Annotated in this window: 16 protein-coding genes; 8 read left to right on the top strand and 8 right to left on the bottom strand. The window is 35.6% G+C overall.

Annotation, left to right across the window (positions count from 1 at the left end; genetic code table 11):
* Positions 1 to 70: 70 nt before the first annotated feature.
* The 4 genes from metA (at position 71) to AC4BB7_RS09010 (ending at position 5,690) form a co-directional block, all read left to right on the top strand.
* Positions 71 to 1,000, top strand: a complete 930-nt coding sequence (gene metA, locus AC4BB7_RS09025; protein WP_490482797.1) for a homoserine O-acetyltransferase MetA — start codon at positions 71 to 73, stop codon at positions 998 to 1,000.
* Positions 1,001 to 1,416: 416 nt separating this feature from the next.
* The gene (locus AC4BB7_RS09020) at positions 1,417 to 2,772 is read left to right on the top strand and encodes a citrate transporter (protein ID WP_086313074.1); all 1,356 of its coding nucleotides are present in this window, start codon (positions 1,417 to 1,419) and stop codon (positions 2,770 to 2,772) included.
* Between the two features lie 20 nt (positions 2,773 to 2,792).
* A complete protein-coding gene (locus AC4BB7_RS09015) occupies positions 2,793 to 4,016 on the top strand; it encodes an amidohydrolase family protein (protein ID WP_490482796.1) in 1,224 nt (407 codons plus the stop codon).
* A gap of 330 nt (positions 4,017 to 4,346) precedes the next feature.
* Positions 4,347 to 5,690, top strand: coding sequence for an FAD-dependent oxidoreductase (locus AC4BB7_RS09010; protein WP_490482795.1), 1,344 nt, complete (start codon positions 4,347 to 4,349; stop codon positions 5,688 to 5,690).
* Positions 5,691 to 5,744: 54 nt separating this feature from the next.
* Here the strand turns inward: AC4BB7_RS09010 and AC4BB7_RS09005 are convergent, their stop codons facing one another.
* The gene (locus tag AC4BB7_RS09005) at positions 5,745 to 6,137 is read right to left on the bottom strand and encodes a VOC family protein (protein ID WP_086313071.1); all 393 of its coding nucleotides are present in this window, start codon (positions 6,135 to 6,137) and stop codon (positions 5,745 to 5,747) included.
* A gap of 147 nt (positions 6,138 to 6,284) precedes the next feature.
* Between AC4BB7_RS09005 and AC4BB7_RS09000 the strand changes: the two genes are divergently transcribed.
* From AC4BB7_RS09000 to AC4BB7_RS08990, 3 genes are read left to right on the top strand one after another with little or no spacing between them, the layout of a single operon-like run.
* Positions 6,285 to 6,596 (top strand): winged helix-turn-helix transcriptional regulator, encoded by a 312-nt coding sequence (locus tag AC4BB7_RS09000; RefSeq protein ID WP_010772493.1) that lies wholly within the window; start codon positions 6,285 to 6,287, stop codon positions 6,594 to 6,596.
* 55 nt (positions 6,597 to 6,651) lie between these two features.
* Entirely contained in the window at positions 6,652 to 7,107 is a 456-nt protein-coding gene (locus AC4BB7_RS08995) for a nucleoside deaminase (protein ID WP_490482794.1), read from the top strand.
* A gap of 57 nt (positions 7,108 to 7,164) precedes the next feature.
* Positions 7,165 to 7,890, top strand: a complete 726-nt coding sequence (locus tag AC4BB7_RS08990) for an alpha/beta fold hydrolase (protein ID WP_490485135.1) — start codon at positions 7,165 to 7,167, stop codon at positions 7,888 to 7,890.
* Positions 7,891 to 8,155: 265 nt separating this feature from the next.
* Here the strand turns inward: AC4BB7_RS08990 and cls are convergent, their stop codons facing one another.
* On the bottom strand, positions 8,156 to 9,616 hold the full coding sequence (gene cls, locus AC4BB7_RS08985) for a cardiolipin synthase (protein ID WP_490482793.1): 1,461 nt from the start codon (positions 9,614 to 9,616) through the stop codon (positions 8,156 to 8,158).
* Positions 9,617 to 9,820: 204 nt separating this feature from the next.
* Here cls and AC4BB7_RS08980 point away from each other — a divergent pair, with 204 nt between their 5' ends.
* Complete coding sequence (locus AC4BB7_RS08980) at positions 9,821 to 10,360, top strand: DUF2179 domain-containing protein (RefSeq protein WP_086314298.1); 540 nt, start codon at positions 9,821 to 9,823, stop codon at positions 10,358 to 10,360.
* An 82-nt stretch (positions 10,361 to 10,442) separates the two neighbouring features.
* On the opposite strand, the gene AC4BB7_RS08975 is transcribed toward AC4BB7_RS08980, so the two are convergent.
* From AC4BB7_RS08975 to parE, 6 genes are all read right to left on the bottom strand, one after another.
* Positions 10,443 to 11,384 (bottom strand): DUF1803 domain-containing protein, encoded by a 942-nt coding sequence (locus tag AC4BB7_RS08975; protein WP_490482792.1) that lies wholly within the window; start codon positions 11,382 to 11,384, stop codon positions 10,443 to 10,445.
* A gap of 106 nt (positions 11,385 to 11,490) precedes the next feature.
* Positions 11,491 to 12,417 (bottom strand): manganese-dependent inorganic pyrophosphatase, encoded by a 927-nt coding sequence (locus tag AC4BB7_RS08970; RefSeq protein WP_490482791.1) that lies wholly within the window; start codon positions 12,415 to 12,417, stop codon positions 11,491 to 11,493.
* A 96-nt stretch (positions 12,418 to 12,513) separates the two neighbouring features.
* On the bottom strand, positions 12,514 to 13,278 hold the full coding sequence (gene pflA / locus AC4BB7_RS08965; protein ID WP_086313066.1) for a pyruvate formate-lyase-activating protein: 765 nt from the start codon (positions 13,276 to 13,278) through the stop codon (positions 12,514 to 12,516).
* A 65-nt stretch (positions 13,279 to 13,343) separates the two neighbouring features.
* Positions 13,344 to 15,590, bottom strand: a complete 2,247-nt coding sequence (pflB, locus tag AC4BB7_RS08960; protein WP_490482790.1) for a formate C-acetyltransferase — start codon at positions 15,588 to 15,590, stop codon at positions 13,344 to 13,346.
* A 286-nt stretch (positions 15,591 to 15,876) separates the two neighbouring features.
* The gene (gene parC, locus AC4BB7_RS08955) at positions 15,877 to 18,348 is read right to left on the bottom strand and encodes a DNA topoisomerase IV subunit A (protein WP_490482789.1); all 2,472 of its coding nucleotides are present in this window, start codon (positions 18,346 to 18,348) and stop codon (positions 15,877 to 15,879) included.
* Positions 18,349 to 18,360: 12 nt separating this feature from the next.
* On the bottom strand, positions 18,361 to 20,439 hold the full coding sequence (gene parE, locus AC4BB7_RS08950) for a DNA topoisomerase IV subunit B (RefSeq protein WP_086313063.1): 2,079 nt from the start codon (positions 20,437 to 20,439) through the stop codon (positions 18,361 to 18,363).
* Positions 20,440 to 20,487: the final 48 nt, after the last annotated feature.

Here is a 20,487-nt window from a genome sequence, read left to right as displayed (position 1 = left end):
AAAGAAACTTCCTTTCTCCCGCGTTTTATCGTAAAATGAAATTAGACAAATAGAAAGGGAGGATATGGGTATGCCGATTCGTGTTCCAAAAGAATTACCAGCTATTAAAGTATTAGAGAAAGAGAAAATTTTTGTAATGGACGAAGATCGTGCTATGCACCAAGACATTCGACCTTTAGAAATTTTAATCTTAAATTTAATGCCTAAAAAAGATGAAACAGAAGTTCAACTGTTAAGACTACTCAGTAATACGCCATTGCAAATAAATGTTGACTTCTTGCATATGTGTAGTCACGAGGCAAAAAATACATCAAGTGAACATCTAAACCGCTTTTATTATCAATTCAAAGAAGTTCGGGAGAAATTTTACGATGGTTTGATTATTACAGGCGCACCAGTTGAACAATTACCATTTGAAGATGTTGATTATTGGGAAGAATTACAAGGGATTTTCGAATGGAGCAAATCACACGTGTTTTCAACGTTTCACATTTGCTGGGGAGCGCAAGCAGGGCTTTATTACCATCATAAAATCGATAAGTACCTATTAGACCAAAAATTAACAGGGATTTATGATCATGATGTACTGGCGCCAACGTGGAGTATTTTAAAAGGATTTGACGATTTATTTTTTGCTCCTCATTCACGTTATACTGGCATTAAAAGAAGTGATGTCGAGAATGTGGCAGAGTTAGAGGTTTTGGTTGAATCAAAAGAGGCTGGGGTTTTTTTAGTTGGAAATAAAAATAATCGAGCATTCTATGCAACCGGACATTTAGAATATGATCGGGAAACGCTTGAACAAGAATTCGAGCGAGATCAATTAAAAGGGATTCATCCTAAACTACCTAAAAATTACTTTCCAAATGATAACATGAAGGAACGACCTCAACTAAGATGGCATATGGCAGCTTCATTGTTATTTTCTAATTGGTTAAACTATGCGGTTTATCAAAATACACCGTATGATTTAACTGAATTGCTTAAAGAAAAAGAATAGTAAAGACAAACAGCATAAACAAATTGTGTACTTCGATTTGCATATGCTGTTTTTTTACAAATACTGCATACATAAAAATGCAAGCGTTACCGTTCTTTTCTAATTCTTACAACTTATTGGTGCATTCTTGTTCCTTTTTTTAGAAAATAAACGTATTATAAGATGGAGGAAGGAGGTTGCGGTAGCTGAATTGAAACAAGTAAACAAGATTATTTCAATCACATAAATAGTTATTTATCCTATTTTCTATTTGAGAATAAATAACTTAATCAAGTTGAAGAACTAAAAATGGACATACCCATAATTTTGTATCCTATTGGAATATTTCAAAGGGTATAAAATTCAGTAATTAAAAAAATGCAATGATTACTTGTTAAAAAAAGAGGTTTTAATTAGCCAAAGTTGGAGGAATAATGATGAAAATACCTAAAAGATTTTTGAGTGGACTACTACTTTCAATACTGTTTCTTTTTTCATTTGTGCCTGCATTTGCACAAGAGATTGATGCAATTACAGCACCTACGGGAATAAAAGCGGTTATCGTAATCATTCCATTGATTTTAGTTTTAGTTTTATTATTTATGAAAGTCGATATGATCATTGCTGGTTTTGTCGGCGGTGTTCTAGCGATGATTATTGGTGGAATTGGATTAGAACAAGCCAATAAGCAATTATTAGAAACTATCCCAATGATGCTCGGAATTACTGTGCCAATCATCAATTCTGCAGTTGCAATGGCCGTGTTTAAGTCAGGCGGTTATTCAGCAGCATTAACACTTGCCAAACGTGGGACAAAAGGCAAAGTCGAATATGTTTCAGCATTTATTGTTATTTTGTTAGCAGCAGCGACATATATGTCAGGCATTGGCGGCGGAAGCGCAATGGTTATCGCACCATTAGCATTTGTAGCGGTCGGGGCCGTTCCTGAGCTGATTGCGGCGATGTCACTTGCGGCAGCTGTTTCGTTTACGACTTCACCAGCTTCATTGGAGTCTAGTATCGTTTCTAAATTAGGCGATTTCAGTGTAGCAAAATATGTTTCAGATATGCGTCCGATTTGGTTACTTTTTTGTGCGTTAGCTATTATTCTAGCTTTTTGGGGAACAAAACGTCGAAATATTGGTTTTAAAGAAAATAGTGATGATGAATACGCGCAAATGAGTAATAAAGCATTATTTAAATTGACTTTACCTGCAATCTTTTTATTGTTTGCCGTAATTTTCGGTCCTGTAGTTAATGATCTTGTAGGATTCCCATTATTGACGCCGCTAGTCTATATGGTTTTGACATTGGCTTTGATTTTTATTTGTTCAGATTTCACGTTGAATCAGTCTGTGGAAGCTATGGTGGATGGTTCTACGTATATTTTGACTCGATTGTTCCAAGTAGGTATTTTCCTAGCATTTATTAATATCATTGCTCAAACTGGTACCTTTGCTGTTATTGCGGGTATTGCAAGTGCTGCGCCTACGTTGATCATGGTTCCAGTTGCGATTTTAACGGGAATTTTAATCGGTGTTCCTGCGGGTGCTTATGTAGGTTCCGTGTTAACACTTGTTCTCCCTGTAGCTGTGTCATTAGGTTTTTCATCTATCGAGCTTGGATTAGTTGCAGTTGGAGTAGGGCTAGGAAGCCAAATGAGTTTTGTTAATATCACGATGCAAGCTTTATCATCTGGATTCCAAATTCCGATTTTAGATGTGGTAAAAGGCAATGTAAAATGGATCAGTTTAGCTTCAGTTGTATTGATTGCAATTGGATTCTTTATTTAAAATAGAAAGGGTGTTCAAAAATGGATATTTTAATTAAACAAGCAAGATTAAGTGATGGAGAAGCGTTGCAGGATGTTGGAATTAAAGATGGGAAAATCGTTGCAATTTCAGAAAGTATAACTGAGAATTCGGTTACTGTGATCGAGGCTCAAGGTCGGGTATTGATTCCCGGATTAGTAGAAAGTCATATTCACTTAGATAAAGCACTGATTGCAGATAGAAAACCAAATAAGTCTGGAACTTTACAAGAAGCTATTAGTGTTACAGCTGAATTGAAACCCACATTTACAGAAGAGGACATTTACACACGGGCAAAAAGAGCCTTGGAAATGATTATTTCTCACGGTGTGACAGCAGTTAGAACCCATGCGGAATTTGATCCTGCACAAGGTTTTTCGGGTTTTAAAACAATTATGAAATTAAAAGAAGAATATCGAGATTTAATCGATATGCAAATCGTTGCGTTTCCTCAAGAAGGGATTTTTAAAGCTCCGGGGACTGAAAAAATGATGTACGAAGCAATGGAAATGGGTGCAGATGTTGTCGGGGGGATTCCTTACAATGATGCACCAGCTGATAAACATATCGATTTAGTTTTTGAAATTGCTAAAAAATATGATAAAGACATTGATCTTCATCAAGATTTCAGTGATGAAGCTACAGATATTTCGATTGAGTATTTGTGTAAAAAGACGATTGCAGAAAATTATCATGGCAGAGTTTCTGTTGGGCATTTGACTGCGCTTCATGCATTAGAACCTGAACGACTAAATGAAATTATTACCTTGATGGCTGAAGCACAAATCAGCGTTATGGCTTTACCTGCTACAGATTTACATTTAGGCGCTAGAAATGATCTATATAATGTGAGAAGAGCGGTAACACCAATCAGAAAACTTCGTGATGCTGGCGTGAATGTTTGCTTAGCTACCAATAATATTCGCAATGCGTTTACTCCTTATGGGAATGGTGATTTAATGCAGATTGCCATGTTAGCGATTCCTGTGGGACATTTAGGCGGAGCAGATGATTTACCGACTGTTTTACCTATGATTACAGACAATCCGGCTAAAGCACTAGGGCTTCAACATTATGGTCTTCAAGTAGGGGATAATGCGGACCTTGTTTTGTTAGACACGAAAGTAAAAGCTGATGCGATCATTGATATCCCTGAAAGAAATTATGTCATTAAGAATGGCAAAATCACTGTCGAAGTAAAAAAAGAAGTGACTATTTTTAAATAATCTGATTTTATAGCCAACTATGAACGTATTTAACTGTTTATAGTTGGCTTTTTATTATGTCTAATCAAACTAGTTTTCTATAATTTATTTATGTAAACTATAGTTAGGAACGATTATCACTTTAACCAAAAAGGTGAGTATGCAATAGATATGATAAATTCAAATGAATATACTGATATGAAAACAATATGTAAAGAATACAAATAAAAAAATACTTGTAATTCTCAATTATTTAACTTAATTGAGAATAAAAAAGTGGAAAAACTTGTAATAACCTATGATTATATGATACTCTTTATTATATAATAAAGAATATAGGAGGAATGTGAAATGAAAGTAATAGTTTTAGGTTCATCGCACGGAGGTTACGAAGCAGTTGAGGAATTATTAAATTTACATCCAGAAGCAGAAATTCAGTGGTATGAAAAAGGAGATTTTATTTCTTTCTTATCATGTGGCATGCAACTTTATTTAGAAGGTAAGGTAAAAGATGTCAATTCCGTTCGATATATGACAGGTGAAAAGATGGAGAGTAAAGGAGTCAATGTCTTCTCGAATACTGAAATCACTGAAATCAAACCTGAGAGTCATCAAGTAATAGTTAAAGATTTATTGTCAGGTGATGAACGCATCGAAGCTTATGATAAACTGATCATCAGTCCAGGAGCGGTTCCGTTTGAATTAAATGTCCCAGGAAAAGATTTAGAAAACATTTATTTGATGCGTGGCAGAAAATGGGCTATCAAATTAAAGGCAAAAACGGTTGATCCTGAAGTGAACAATGTTGTCGTAATTGGAAGCGGCTATATTGGTATAGAAGCAGCAGAATCATTTGCTAAAGCTGGTAAAAAAGTAACAGTGATCGATATTTTAGATCGACCTTTAGGCGTGTATTTAGATAAAGAATTCACAGATGTTTTGACAGAAGAAATGGAAGCTAACAATATCAACGTAGTAACTAATGAAACCGTTCAAAGTTATAAAGGTGAAGGACATGTTCAAAAAGTTGTAACAGATAAAGCAGAATATGATGCTGATCTAGTCGTTGTGGCAGTCGGTGTTCGTCCTAATACGGGTTGGTTAAAAGATACATTAGAGTTACATCCTAATGGGCTGATTAAAACGGATGAGTACATGCAAACAAGTGCTCCAGACGTTTTTGCTGTAGGAGATGCGACAATGATCAAATATAATCCAGGTGAAACAGAAGTCAACATTGCGTTAGCAACAAACGCAAGAAAACAAGGTCGTTTTGCAGTGAAAAATTTAAATGGTCCTGTAAAACCATTCCCAGGTATTCAAGGTTCATCAGGTTTAGCCGTTTTCGACTACAAATTCGCCTCTACTGGTATCAATGAAGAAATGGCCAAAAAATTAAATAAAACAACGAAATCAGCCTTAGTTGTGGAAGATTATTTAATGGATTTCAATCCAGACAAACAAAAAGCTTGGTTCAAACTTGTATATGATCCCGAAACAACACAAATATTAGGGGCACAGTTGATGTCAAAAGCAGACTTAACTGCAAACATCAACGCTATTTCTTTAGCAATCAAAGCGAAAATGACAATCGAAGATTTAGCCTATGCTGATTTCTTCTTCCAACCATCGTTTGATAAACCTTGGAATATTATCAACACAGCTGCACTAGCAGCTATGAAGAATGAACAATAATTTTATAGTAAAAAACCAATTGCTAAATATTTTTTAGCAATTGGTTTTTTTATTTTAGCGATCAAGAAGTTCGACCCAAATACCATCTGGATCTTCTACTATAGCAAACCGAACTCCATTTTCATCACTAGAAATTGGAGCAACAACAGGAATTCCAGCGTTTGAAACTTTTTCAAACAGCCTATCTAAATCGCTAACAGTTACAGTTAACCAGCGTAAACCAGTCGCTGCTGTTGGTCCTCCCAAAGGATTCTTTTCTACACTGCCGATTCCAGCTTCCAAGAGTTTCAAAATCGAACCATCAATAGAGAATCGGTGAAGCGAGATACCATTTGTCTCTAAAACACCAATGTAGGGTAACTCAAGAATCTCTTCATAAAATGTTTTACTTTTTTCAAAGTTAACAGGATTTATTCCTATTTGTAAATTACGAAATGTTGTTGACATATATTGCACTTCCTTCGTCGAGTTTTTTGTATCAAATTTATGCTTTTATTTGATATGTATTGATATTATAATAATGGAAACAAAGATACTAGTACTAACATTTTTGTTACCTAGATATTTTTGATTTAAAAAGGAGTTTTTGAATTTATGAACGAAGAAAAAAACTGTGCTATAAGTAACATAATGAATATTTTAGGTGGGAAATGGAAACTAGAAATACTGTGGCAAATATTGAATGATGAAGGTATCCGATTTAACCAGCTGAAGCGAAACATACCAGGCGTCACAAATGTCGCTTTAATCAGATGTTTAAAAAGTTTAGCTGAGCATAAATTTATCAAACGAATCGACAAAAAAACTGTTCCTCCTCATGTGGAATATTATACGACAGAAAAAACGCAACTTTTATTTCCAATTCTTTCACAATTAGCTGAGCTCGGAAAAACAATTAGTTCGTGAAAAAAGGACTGTTAGTTAACTAAACAAATAATTGAAGTGAAAGAGGGACAATCAGATGATGAACCAGCATCCAAGAACTAGAATCATGTCAGAGTTAATCCGAAAGCAGTGGAGTACACACTCTATTTATGCCGCAATTGTAAATAAAGAAATGGAAATCGTTACTATTGGTCAAACGACTGTTCAAGAAAATAATGATCCAACAGCACATGCTGAAGTCAATGCAATCAGAGCAGCATGTAAGTTTTTAAAAACCGATATTTTACCAACTGGTTATTGGTTATATTCAACATTCGAACCTTGTCCGTTATGCTCATCTGCCATCATCTGGAGTGGTCTTGATGGGGTTGTGTATGCTAATGACCCCAGATTTAGAGGAACTTTACCAAATTGGTCATTTATTAAGTGCAAAGAAATTCTAAAACAAGGTGCTGATATACATCAAGTGAATTTAATCGAAAATTTTATGTTAGATGATATAAAAGGATACTTCACTAGACCTCAGAAATAAAAAAGTTTTTTCAACGTTAACGAGAGAGGGGAGGGATAGATGTAATACTCTAATGAGATTGCAAAAATATATTATACAATTGTTGGTCAAGGGGATCCGTTACTAATTATCCACGGCTTTTCTATTGACCACAGAAGTGTTAAAGGGATTGTCGAAGAGTCTCTTCAGAATAAAGAGTATAAACGGATTTATATTGATTTACCTGGTATGGGAAGATCGGCCGCACCAAGAAAAATGATTAACGCTAATGAATTATTGACCGTTTTAATTGAATTTATAAATGATATCATTGGTAAAGAATCTTTTTCTCTTTTAGGTTATTCATATGGGGGATACCTAGCATTAGGAATAATAAAAGCGATACCTGATAGAGTAGAAAAGTTAATCTTATTAGTACCTGTAGTGAAGGCGCTTTTTGGTCAAAGGCGTTTGCCGAAAAGACTCGAAGGAGGAGCGGCATATTTTGAAATTGAAGATAAAACCCTTTTCGAAGAATACAAAAACAATGCTGTTAATATCACTAAAAAAGGATATGAAAACTATGTTTCAGAAATCCATTCAGGACTTTCTGTAGGAGACCGCGAATTCCAAAAGTCTTTTCGAAAAAATGGCTATTCATTCGATTTCGAAGAAAGTCTTTTTGGTGAAGTTATCAATTGTGCAGCTTTAATTATTTTAGGTGGACAAGATGAAGTTGTCGGCTATAAATACATGCTCGAAAATCAAAAAGACTTTTCGAAAGGGGTTTTGATTCTGTTAGAAAATGCTGGACATAATTTTTAACTAGATGAACGTGAAAAAGTAACGAACGAAATTAGTACATTTTTAGAATTACAATAGAGTTTATTAAGTATAAGGATAAAACATATAAATCTATCCATATTTTACAGTTCAGAAACTACTTTGTATAATGTATATTATGTTAACTAGAATATGAAATCGAAAAAGCGGATTGCAATTATTACATCGGAGTCTTCCATCTTACTCTTCTTATCTGTATATAAAAAAAGGAACAAATTCGTAAGATATCGAGTTTGTTCCTTTTTTATTATAGTATCGGTGATAACAATCGTGAAAAGTTTTGCTTAAATCGTAACCAATGAGATTGATTGCGAATAATTTCGTCCGTTAATAAAAGACTGTTATCCATATCGGATTCAAATATTTGAGTTAGTTTCCATGCGATTCTGGTATCATAGATAAATGTACTTACTTCAAAATTCAATGCGTAACTTCTAATATCCTGATTTGTGGTACCGACCATACAGATTTCATTATCGATAATCATCGTTTTAGCATGCAAGAAGCCATTTTGATACATATAGATCTTAATCCCTCTTTTGTGTAGGTAATTGGCATAATACTGAGTTGCACGATAAATAAATGGATGGTCTGGCATACACGGAATCATGATGCGCACATCAATACCAGATCGAACTGCAATCAACAATGCATTGATCATACTGTCATCTGGTATTAAATAAGGTGTTTGAATCCAAACCGATTTTTCAGCAGATAAAATCATTTTGATAAAACCGCTTTTTAAGATTTCTTCTTCAGAGTCCGGTCCATCAGACACCACCTGTAAGGCTAAATTTCCAAGTTCGTTGTCTTCAGCAATTTGGAAATAGTTTTCTAAATAATCCATTTTTTGTGATTCATGTTGTACAGAAGCGTTCCAATCCATAATAAAAATCTCCTGTAGGGAGAATACGGAAGTGCCAACTAAACGGATATGTGTATCTCTCCAGTAACCAAATTTCTTACTTTCTCCTAAATATTGATCGCCAACATTAAATCCACCAGTCCACCCAATCTTCCCGTCTATTACGACGATTTTACGATGTAGGTGATAGTTTAAACGAGTCTTGCTAATCATGTTTTTTGACGTAATAAAAGGTGCAACCTTCCCTCCTAAGGCAACGAGTGCAGCAAAAAACTTTTTATTTGCTCCAGGAGAGCCCCAAGGATCATAAATCAAATGAACCGATACCCCTTCTTTTACTTTCTCCCCTAATAAATCTAAAAACTGATTCCCGATATGATCGTTAAAAAAGGAATAATATTCAACATGGACTGTTTCTTTAGCCTGACGAATATCATCAAATAGGGCATCGAATTTTTCTTTTCCATCTGTATATATTTTTAGACTATTCCGTTTACTTAATGGTGAAGAATCCATATTTCTAAAGTATTTATTCAACACACGTGCGTCAGTTAATAAATTAATATCCAATTTTCCATCTGACTTTAGATTGTCTTCATCGACCATGTTCTTGATTTCAGTAATTTTTTCTTTATCATAAGCAGTCAGATTGAACACTTTTTGCCCATTGATGCCTCTGCCACAAAAAAGATAAATAATAAAGCCGATTCCTGGTAAAAATAATAACGTCATGATCCAAGCTAAAACACTTGAAATGCTACGTGGTTTTCTAAAAACAGTAATAAGTGCTGCAGTGGTATTTAATAACAATAATACCAAAAGTATGATGATAAAAATTCTCATCCGATTTCATGTCTCCCTTAAAATACGTAATATATTGATTATAGCAAAAACCATAGATTCATCCAACAAATAACATCTCTTAAAAAAAGATTCGTTGTGTGCATGGCCTAAATCAAAATTATTTTTATATTTGGATTTTTACTATTTTAATTCTCATAATGTTGTACTATAATATGCTGATATTGTTAATTGAAAAGAGGAAATATTAAAATGGACATCAAAATGTTAGTAACTATCTTTGTGGTTAATTTTTCTTATATTACATTGAATACGATTCGTTTTATGCTAACTATGAAAGGCTATCGCTTGATCGCGCCTTTAGTAAGTATGGCAGAGATAACGATCTACGTGTTAGGCCTTAGCATGGTACTCAACCGCTTAGATAATCCACTAAATCTAATTGTGTATGCGCTGGGTTATGCAGTGGGTATCAGTGTTGGAATCAAAATCGAAGATTATTTAGCGCTGGGATACATTATGGTAACAGCTATCCTACCTTCTTCCACAGAGCAGCTCAATCTACCAGAAATCCTAAGAGATCACGGTTATGGTGTTACACAAAGTTTTGGCGCTGGTCGTGAAGGTGAACGAATGATTTTAGAAATTTTATCTCCACGTAAAAATGAACGTAGCCTTTATAAACTAATCAACGAAAAAGAACCTAGAGCATTTATCATTTCGTATGAACCTAAGTTTATCTCCGGTGGTTTTTGGACAAAGAAAGTACGCAAAAGAAATAAATGATCAAACAACGTCTCTTGATTTATTAAAAATGAAGGACGTTGTTTGATTCATATGCAAGTTTACATAATATAATTATGGTAACTTAGTGTTTGAAGTAACGAATTTGGTTTTGATTTGGAAAACATGTACTAAACAAAATGCTATATACTTGCATCTTATAGAATATACGTTGGTTCTGATCGTCAATGGTCTTCCATAACAACCTGAATTCTGTTTCTAGTTTATCTAGAGTAAGTTGGTTTTCTTCTGAAAGTTTATCATCCTCTAGATAAGTTGCTTCGAGGAATAATTCTCCTTCAGTATTTCTGATTAAGTCTTTTGTAGTTATCAAAGCCTCTTCAAAAATATTTGGTTTTCTTACTCTTGAAGGATTTCGCTTAGCAGAACGAATTACTTTTTGAATTTGGGCTATAAAATAATGGATGTCCACATCACCAATTATGTCTTGTAAGGGTTTGAAATGTTCAGGTAGCTCTACCCTTCTCGAAAGTAAATTGAAATAATTGGCCAAGTCAAACGGAATCTGATTTTCTTGATAAACAGACACAAATCGTAATGTATCATTCCCCTCCTCTCTTTTGCGATAGAATGGTAAAGAGAATGACTCTGGAGAAGATTCGATACCAAAAAAGTAACCCTCCTCCTCTTCTTCAAAAAGCAAGGACCACAGCCATTCCCCAAATATAAAGAAATTGACTTGTGATGAATTCTTTTGAACAATATTTCTTAATAGACTGGTTATTGTTTCAGGAATTTGTACGTTTTTTTGGGTGGAATATATTGGAAAGGTTAAATGATATCTTCTGTTTTTTCGCTCAAGAAGGCCATATTTGATTAACTTATCCAAATATAATTCTAAATTACTATCTGTTGGAATATTGGCTTTTATTTGACGTAATATCACATCTTGCTCGTTGTGGTTAGAAAGATAATCCACTATTTTTTTGAATAATGGATCAAAAATCAAGTTATTTAACTCTGTTTCATTTTTGTCTGTTGTAAAATAGTAGGTTGTATTTTTCACGATAAGATCACTCTTTCTTTAACCTAGATAAAAAATAAAAACTACAGGTGGAGTCATTAAAACACCACCTGTAGTTTATTAAGTTGCTAAATCAGATGTATAGTTTTTAACTAAATGCTTCTGTTAATTGAGGAACAACTTGCTTTTTACGAGAAACAACTCCATTTAAAAATGCACGGTTATTATCTAATTTCACCTTAAATGCTGCTTCTACTTTATCTAATGAATCTCCAATCACTAATAATTCAGAATCACTATTTAAAATATTTGTGATGATCAAGACGAATAAGTCATACCCATTCGCTGAGTTTGCGTTATTCATTGCCGCTTCTAGCTCTACTTGACGGTCTAGTACTTCATTTAGATCAACTGTATTGACTTGTGCGATACGAACGTTTTTATCTCCCATTGGGAAACTTTTAGCATCTAAATCTAATAACGTTTCAGCAGATTTATCACTTAAATTTGTACCAGCTTTTAACATATCTAAACCATAGCCGTCTAAGTTGATTTCTGCGATATCTGCTAATTCATTTGCTGCATCGATATCTTCTTGTGTACATGTTGGTGATTTGAATAACAACGTATCTGAAATGATCGCTGACACCATCATCCCAGCAATTTGTTTAGGGATAGTGACATTGTTTTCTTTAAACATCTTTAAAACGATTGTACTTGTACAGCCTACGGGTTCTGCACGGTAGTATAATGGATCAGCTGTCTCAAAGTTAGCGATACGGTGGTGATCGACTACAGCAAGGATAGTTAGATCTGCAATATCAGCAATACTTTGTTGGAATTCGTTGTGATCTACAAGCATGACTTGTTTTGTTTCATTAGCAGCGCTTTCTACGATTCTTGGTGCATCTACATTGAAGTAATCTAGTGCATATTGAGTTTCTTCGCTTGGTGCACCTAATGCTACAGCTTCTGTATCTTTACCTAGTTCTTTTTGTAAGTATGCAAAGCTGATTGCAGCTCCAATTGCATCTGTATCAGGATTTTGGTGTCCAAAAACAAGAATTTTTGACATAAAAATAGTTCACTCCTTCTTTTTTCTTCATTACTAATAATAACAAAAAATAGAAAAGAAACAACAATAATTGCCGCTCTTTTCTATTTTTATAAACTATCTTGTCGCAAAACCTTGATAGTCATCGACATGAAGTAGTTTTTTAGCATTTTCTACACGGTCTTCTTTAGGCGGCTCGATACCATTAAGTGGATATTCTAGGCCTAATTCATCCCATTTATATTTGCCCATTGTATGATACGGCAATACTTCAACTTTATCGACGTTTTTTAATGTTTTAATAAAAGTATCTAAACGGATTAAATACTCATCGTAGTCACTACGCTCTGGAACTAAAACGTGACGAATCCAAACCGGTTTACCAATTTCAGAAAGATATTGGGCCATTTCTAAAATATTTTCATTTCCTAATGAAGTCAGTAATTTGTGCTGTTCATTATCAATGTGTTTGATATCAAATAATAATAAATCAGTATAATTCATCAGTTCTTGAAATTGGCTAAAGAAAGGTTCTTCTCTCGTGAATGGTTTGCCACAAGTATCGATCGTTGTATGTATTCCTTTTTCTTTCGCTTTTTTAAATAAGTCAGTTAAAAATTCTAATTGAAGTAACGGTTCGCCACCGCTGACAGTGATGCCGCCTTTATCGCCCCAATAAGAACGATACTTGATTGCTTCATCCAAAACTTCATCTGTTGTAACTTCGCGTCCACCAGAACCAATTTTCCAAGTGTCTGGGTTATGACAAAATTGACAACGCATGCGGCAACCTTGTGTAAAGACAATAAAACGAACGCCGGGTCCATCAACGGTCCCAAAATTTTCTGTAGAGTGGATTCTACCGATAACAGGAGTTGTCATTTCTTGTTCCTCATTTCTTTTAAAAAAAGGGCTGACACGAGGTCAACCCTTCAATTGTTTGTTTATTATAGTCTGTCGTGAGAAGTTCTAGAGATAACGTCTGCTTGTTGCTCAGGAGTTAAGTCACGGAATTTCACGGCATATCCAGATACACGAATTGTTAAGTTAGGGTATTTTTCTGGATGAGCTTGCGCATCTAATAATAATTCATTTGTGAATACGTTAACGTTCAAGTGGTAACCGCCTTTATCAAAGTAGCCGTCCATTACGTTACGTAAGTTGTCGATTCTTGTGTCATCATCTTTACCTAAACCGTTAGGGTTGATTGTTTGTGTATTAGAAATTCCATCTAATGCACTTGTATATTCTAATCTAGCAGTTGAGTTAAGTGATGCTAAAAGACCATTTTTCTCACCTAAGAATTTACCATCTTGGTAACTTGGGTTAGCACCAGGTGCTAATGGTTTACCCGCACGACGACCATCTGGTGTGTTACCAGTTGCTTTACCATAAACAACGTTTGAAGTGATTGTTAATAGTGACGTTGTTGGTTTTGCATTACGGTACGTATGTTGACGTCTGATTTGAGTCATGAAGTATTCAAGGATCCAGTTAGCCATTGCATCTGCTTCTTCATTATCGTTACCATAAGTTGGGAACTCATTTTGAGGAACATAGTCAATTGCTAATCCATCTTCATCACGGATTACTTGTACATTACCATGTTTGATCGCCATTACTGAGTCTGCAGCATGTGAAATCCCTGCAATCCCTGTTGCGAAAGTACGGTTTAAGTTGCTTTCCATGAAGGCTAATTGTGCTGCTTCATAAGAATATTTATCATGCATATAGTGGATAACATTTAAAGTATTTACATATAATTCAGCTAACCAATCCATAATATCTTTATAACGATCGATAAATTCGTTGTAGTCTAAAGTATCGCCAGTCATTGGACGGAATTTAGGAGCTACTTGCATCTTCGTTTTTTCGTCTACCCCACCATTGATTGCATAAAGGACAGCTTTCGCTAAGTTGGCACGAGCACCGAAGAATTGCATATCTTTACCCATAACTGTTGCAGACACACAACATGCAATTGCACAGTCATCTGATCCCCAGTTAGCGCGTAATAAGTCATCATTTTCAAATTGGATAGAAGAACTTTGTTTCGCAATTTTAGAAGCAAATGTTCTAAATCCAACTGGTAAATGTGAAGAATATAACACAGTTAAGTTTGGTTCTGGAGATGGTCCCATGTTTGTTAATGTGTGTAAGATACGGAAATCACTCTTCGTCACTAATGAACGGCCATCTAAGCCCATACCAGCGATTGATAATGTTGCCCAAATTGGGTAACCAGAGAATAATTGGTTATATTCTGGAGTACGAGCGAATTTAACCATACGTAATTTCATGATTAAGTGATCGATCATTTCTTGTGCTTCAAATTCAGTGATCAATCCAGCTTCTAAATCACGTTGGATATAGATATCTAAGAATGCTGAGATACGTCCGATAGACATTGCAGCACCATTTTGTGATTTGATTGCTCCTAGGTAACCGAAGTATAACCATTGGATTGCTTCTTTGGCATTTTCAGCAGGTTTAGAAATATCAAAACCATAAGTTGAAGCCATTTCTTTAAGATCAGCCATTGCTCTGATTTGTTCAGAGATTTCTTCTCTTAAACGAATAACATCGTCTGTCATTACTTTGTTACCAGTATTGCTTAAATCTTTTTTCTTTTCAGCTATTAAGAAGTCCATACCGTATAATGCAATACGACGGTAGTCACCGATGATGCGACCACGTCCATAAGCATCTGGAAGACCTGTGATGATTTTGTTTTTCCGTGCTGATCTCATTTCTGGTGTATAAGCATCGAAAACACCTTGGTTGTGTGTTTTTCTCCACTCTGTGAATATTTTAGACATTTCAGAGTCTACTTCATATCCATTTGATGTTAAAGAGTTGTTTGCCATATTGATACCGCCAAATGGCATAAATGCTTGTTTTAATGGAACATCCGTTTGTAAACCAACGATTGTTTCTTCTTCTTTGATCAAATATCCAGGTTCGTGTGATGTAATTGTTGCAGGAATGTTGCTGTCCATGTCGTATACACCATTTTTTTCATGTTGTACTTCAAATAATTCCTGTAATTTTGTCCATAATTTGTCTGTGCTTGGCGCGATTGGTTCTAGGAAAGAATCATCACCTGTGTATTCAGTGTAGTTTCTTTGAATAAAGTCACGTGTGTCTACTGATGTTTTCCATTTGTCGCCTTTAAAGCCTTTCCATTGCTCCATTGTGGGCCTCCTTAGTATGCTGAAATCTACTGTAACAGCTTTATGTGATTAGTATAACACATCGCGGATTTTATGCAAGCCTTTCCTTACTATATTTCGAACTAATCACTGTTTTTACGACCTATTTCAACTTGAAAAGCTTATATAACAACGTTTTGTGTTTGTGATAAAATTAACTAAGTTGTTTTTTGTTGATAGTGAAAGTAAGAAATCTGTTATACAAAAAGAGGTTTCTGTACTAGTACAGAAACCTCTTTTTGCTAATTATATAGAACAGTTATATGAATTATTTAGGATTTTCTTCTTCTTTTGCTTCTAGTTCAGCTGTATGCATTTCATGTACTTCAAGAATTTCACCATCTTGTTTTTCATCAAGCATAAAGGAACCGTTTGATGTTCGATCATTAATTGGATACTTTTCAGAGTCAATCGTATACTGCTTACCGTTTTGTGTTGTAACTAATAGTTCTAATGGGCTGCTTTCCGACATAAAGGTTACACGATGTGGATTTTTTTTCAATTCTCTAAGAACCATCAATCCTCGTTTGGCACGTCCCAGTTGAGGTAATTCTTGAGCCAGCATTCGTTTAATGCTTCCTCGCTGTGTTAACATCACGATCGGGGTATCGCCGTCTTCATGAACTAATAAACCATTCACTACATAATCTTGCTCTTTCAAGTTCATGGCTTTAACACCGGCAGCTTTGGCACCTACTACAGGTACTTCTTCTAGTGGATAGCGTAAACCAAAGCCACGATGGCTAACTAAAAAGACATCTAAGATTTTTTGTTCATTTGTCAAATAGACATTTACGATTTCATCTGTTTCAGATTTTAGTTTCATACAGTTTGTTGGACGACTCTTATAGGTCCTCCAAGGTTCGAAATCGGTCATTTTACTTTGTTTGATCATACCTTCTTTTGTCATAAAGACAAATGTTTTGGTTGGAGATAGTTCTTTATAGGTATAAACAGCTATAATCGATTCGTCGATTGAGAGATTTAAAATAGCTTGTGAAATATGTTCACCTATTTCCTTCCATCTCAAGTCTGGAAGTTCGTGGACTGGTCGATAAATCACATTAGCTTTATTTGTAATCAGCAAGATGTGATCTAATGTATTGACTTCTCCTGTGTAAAGCAGGAAGTCCCCGTCTTTCATTCCCACTTCTTCTGGTTTCGATGCGCTGTAAGAGCGTAAACTGCTGCGCTTGATGTACCCTTCATGGGTAACCGTAACAACTACATCTTCTTGAGCAATCAGAACCTTTGTATCAATCTTGATTTCTTGAATTTCATCTTCGATTTGTGTCAGGCGTGGATTACCATATTGTTTTTTGACTTCACGTAATTCTTTTTTCATCACGTTGAATAATTCTTTTTCATCACTTAGAATTTTTGTCAACTCAGTAACAAGCTGGTTTAACTCTTCCGCTTCTTTTTCAAGTTGTGTAATATCTGTATTGGTTAAACGATACAATTGTAACGTCACAATCGCTTCTGCTTGTTCTTCAGTAAAGGCATAGGCTTTGACTAAATTCATTTTAGCATCTTTTTTATCTTTACTACCACGGATCGTTTCGATCACTTTATCTAAGATCGATAAGGCTTTGATTAGACCGGCGACGATGTGTTGGCGTTTTTTTGCCTTATTCAATTCATATTGACTGCGGTTAGTGATCACTTGTTTACGGTGCGCAATATAACTATCTAAAATACGTTTTAGACCCACTTGTTGTGGTGTCATATTATCAATAGCAACCATGTTGAAGTTATAGTTGATTTGTAACTCAGTATTCTTGAAAAGATAATTCAAAATGCCTTCAGCATTTGTATCTTTTTTTAATTCGATCGCGATTTGTAAGCCTGTTCGGTCACTTTCATCACGAACTTCGGCAATTCCGTCGATTTTTTTGTTTAAGCGGACTTCATCCATCTTCTTAACTAAAGTCGCTTTATTGACTTCATAAGGAATTTCGGTGACAATAATTTGCTGTTTGCCGCCTTTTAAAGGTTCAATTCTTGTTTTAGAGCGAAGGATTACTTTGCCACGACCTGTTTCATAGGCTTTTTTGATTTCTTCTTTCCCTTGTAGAATTCCACCTGTCGGGAAATCCGGTCCTGGAATAAATTCCATCAGTTTATCTAATGTCGCATTTGGGTGGTCGATCAGATAAATCGTACCATCAATGATCTCAGCTAGATTGTGTGTAGGAATTTCTGTAGCATAACCCGCTGAAATCCCAGTTGAACCATTCACTAATAAGTTAGGATATTTTGCAGGTAAAACAGTCGGCTCTTTTTCAGTATCATCAAAGTTCCAAACAAAATCCACTGTTTCTTTTTCGATATCTTTTAAAAGTTCTCCACTTAATTCAGATAAACGAGCCTCGGTATAACGCATTGCAGCTGGCGGATCACCGTCCATACTTCCGTTATTCCCGTGCATTTCGATTAGAACTTCACGAAGTTTCCAATCTTGGCTTAAACGAACCATTGCTTCATAGATACTGCTGTCACCGTGGGGATGGTAATTCCCCATGATATTTCCGACTGATTTTGCGGATTTTCTAAAACTTTTTTCAAAGGTATTTCCATCTTTGTTCATGGAGAATAAAATTCTACGTTGTACAGGTTTTAACCCGTCACGAATATCAGGTAGGGCCCGTTCTTGAATGATATATTTGGAATATCTTCCAAAACGATCGCCCATTACTTCTTCAAGCGTTAATTCTTGAATATCTTGGCGTTTTTCCAAATTTGTCACTCCCTACTCTAAATCAAATAAACTGATTTCTTCTGCCGCTTCGGCCTCTGCATTTATACGTTCAGTTTCTTCTTTTTTTTCTTCATCTAGTACTTCATTTGAAATGGATGGTGAAATCTCCGTCTCGCCATCTTTTCTATCTAAGATGCTGCCATCTTCTTCTAAAGTAAATTGTACATGGCGCTCGATCCATTTTCTTCTTGGTTCGACTTTATCGCCCATAAGAGTCGTTACACGGCGTTCTGCTTGCGCAGCATCATCTATTCTTACACGGATCAAAGTACGTGTCTCAGGGTCCATTGTGGTCTCCCACAGCTGATCTGCGTTCATTTCCCCTAGACCTTTGTATCGTTGTAGCATATAGCCTTTACCGACTTGTTCTGTTACGTTAGATAATTCTTCGTCTGTCCAAGCATACTCAGTTACTGCCTTTTTACCGATCCCTTTTGATACCTTATATAGAGGCGGCAACGCAATGTAAATTTTACCTGCTTCAATCAGCGGTTTCATATAACGATAAAAGAATGTTAGTAATAAGACTTGGATGTGAGCACCATCGGTATCCGCATCGGTCATGATAATAACTTTATCATAATTACAGTCTTCAATTGAAAATTCTGGTCCAACACCTGCTCCGATCGTATAAATCATTGTGTTGATTTCTTCGTTTTTCAAAATATCCTGCATTTTTGCTTTTTCAGTATTTAGAACTTTACCACGCAACGGTAAGATCGCTTGGAACTTTCTATCCCGACCTTGTTTAGCTGAACCCCCGGCAGAATCTCCTTCGACTAAGTATAATTCATTTCGTTTGGGATTACGTGATTGCGCTGGTGTTAGTTTTCCAGATAAAAGAGATTCCCCTTTTTTCCGTTTTTTGCCATTTCGACTTTCTTCACGAGCTTTACGAGCTGCTTCACGAGCTTCACGAGCTTTGATTGCTTTTCGAATCAATTGTTGGCTCATTTCACTGTTTTCTTGTAGATAAAAACCCATCTGTTCTCCGACAACGTTATCTACCGCATTTCGAGCCATTGGGGTTCCTAATTTTTCTTTGGTTTGACCTTCAAATTGCAATAAATTTTCAGGAACACGGATTGATAAAACAGCAGCTAATCCTTCACGGAAGTCACTCCCCTCAAGATTTTTGTCTTTTTCTTTTAATAATCCGACTTTTCTAGCATATTCATTGTATGCTTTCGTCATTGATGACTTCATCCCGACTTCATGGGTTCCACCATCTTTTGTGCGGACATTATTTACAAAGGAAAGAACATTTTCTGAATAGCCGTCATTGTATTGATAGGAAAGTTCAACTTCGATTCCGTCCTTTTCACCTGAAAAATAAACAACGGGTGTCAAGGTATCTTTTTCTTCATTAAGATAGGCAACGAATTCTTTAATACCTTCTTCATAATGAAAAATTTCTTCTTTAGGCTCTTCACCTCTGAGGTCTGTTAGGGAGATTTTTACGCCTTTTAATAAGAAGGCAGATTCTCTTAAACGCTCTGCTAATGTATCGTATGAAAAATGAATAGTGGAAAAAATAGTATCATCTGGTAGGAATATGACAGATGTTCCATTCTTTTTATTCGTTTTTCCAACTTTTTTTAGCGTACCTACAGGTTTTCCGCCATTCTCAAAACGTTCCATGTATTCTACACCATCACGAACGATTCTAACTTCTAACCAGCTAGACAACGCATTAACAACACTGGCACCCACACCATGCAATCCGCCAGAGGTTTTATAGCCGCCTTGACCAAATTTTCCTCCTGCGTGAAGTACGGTGAAGATTACTTCTACAGTTGGGATTCCAGACGCGTGCATTCCAACTGGCATTCCCCGACCTGAGTCAGTTATTTTGATGCTATTATCTTTTTGGATCGTCACACTGATTTCATTACCGTAACCAGATAATGCTTCATCAACTGCGTTATCAACGATTTCATAGACTAAATGATGTAATCCACGGCTGTCTGTGGAGCCGATATACATTCCTGGTCTTTTTCGTACAGCTTCCAATCCTTCTAAAACTTGGATGGAGGCGTCATTGTATTCATTGTTTACTTTTTTCGCCAAAGAAAAAACTCCTTATTCTTGAATTATAGGGCGCGAGGCCACATCATT

The organism is Enterococcus sp. AAFC-DPL-5182, assembly GCF_058216605.1.
Note: the sequence above shows the minus strand (reverse complement) of the source record. Positions and strands in the feature narration are given on the sequence as shown.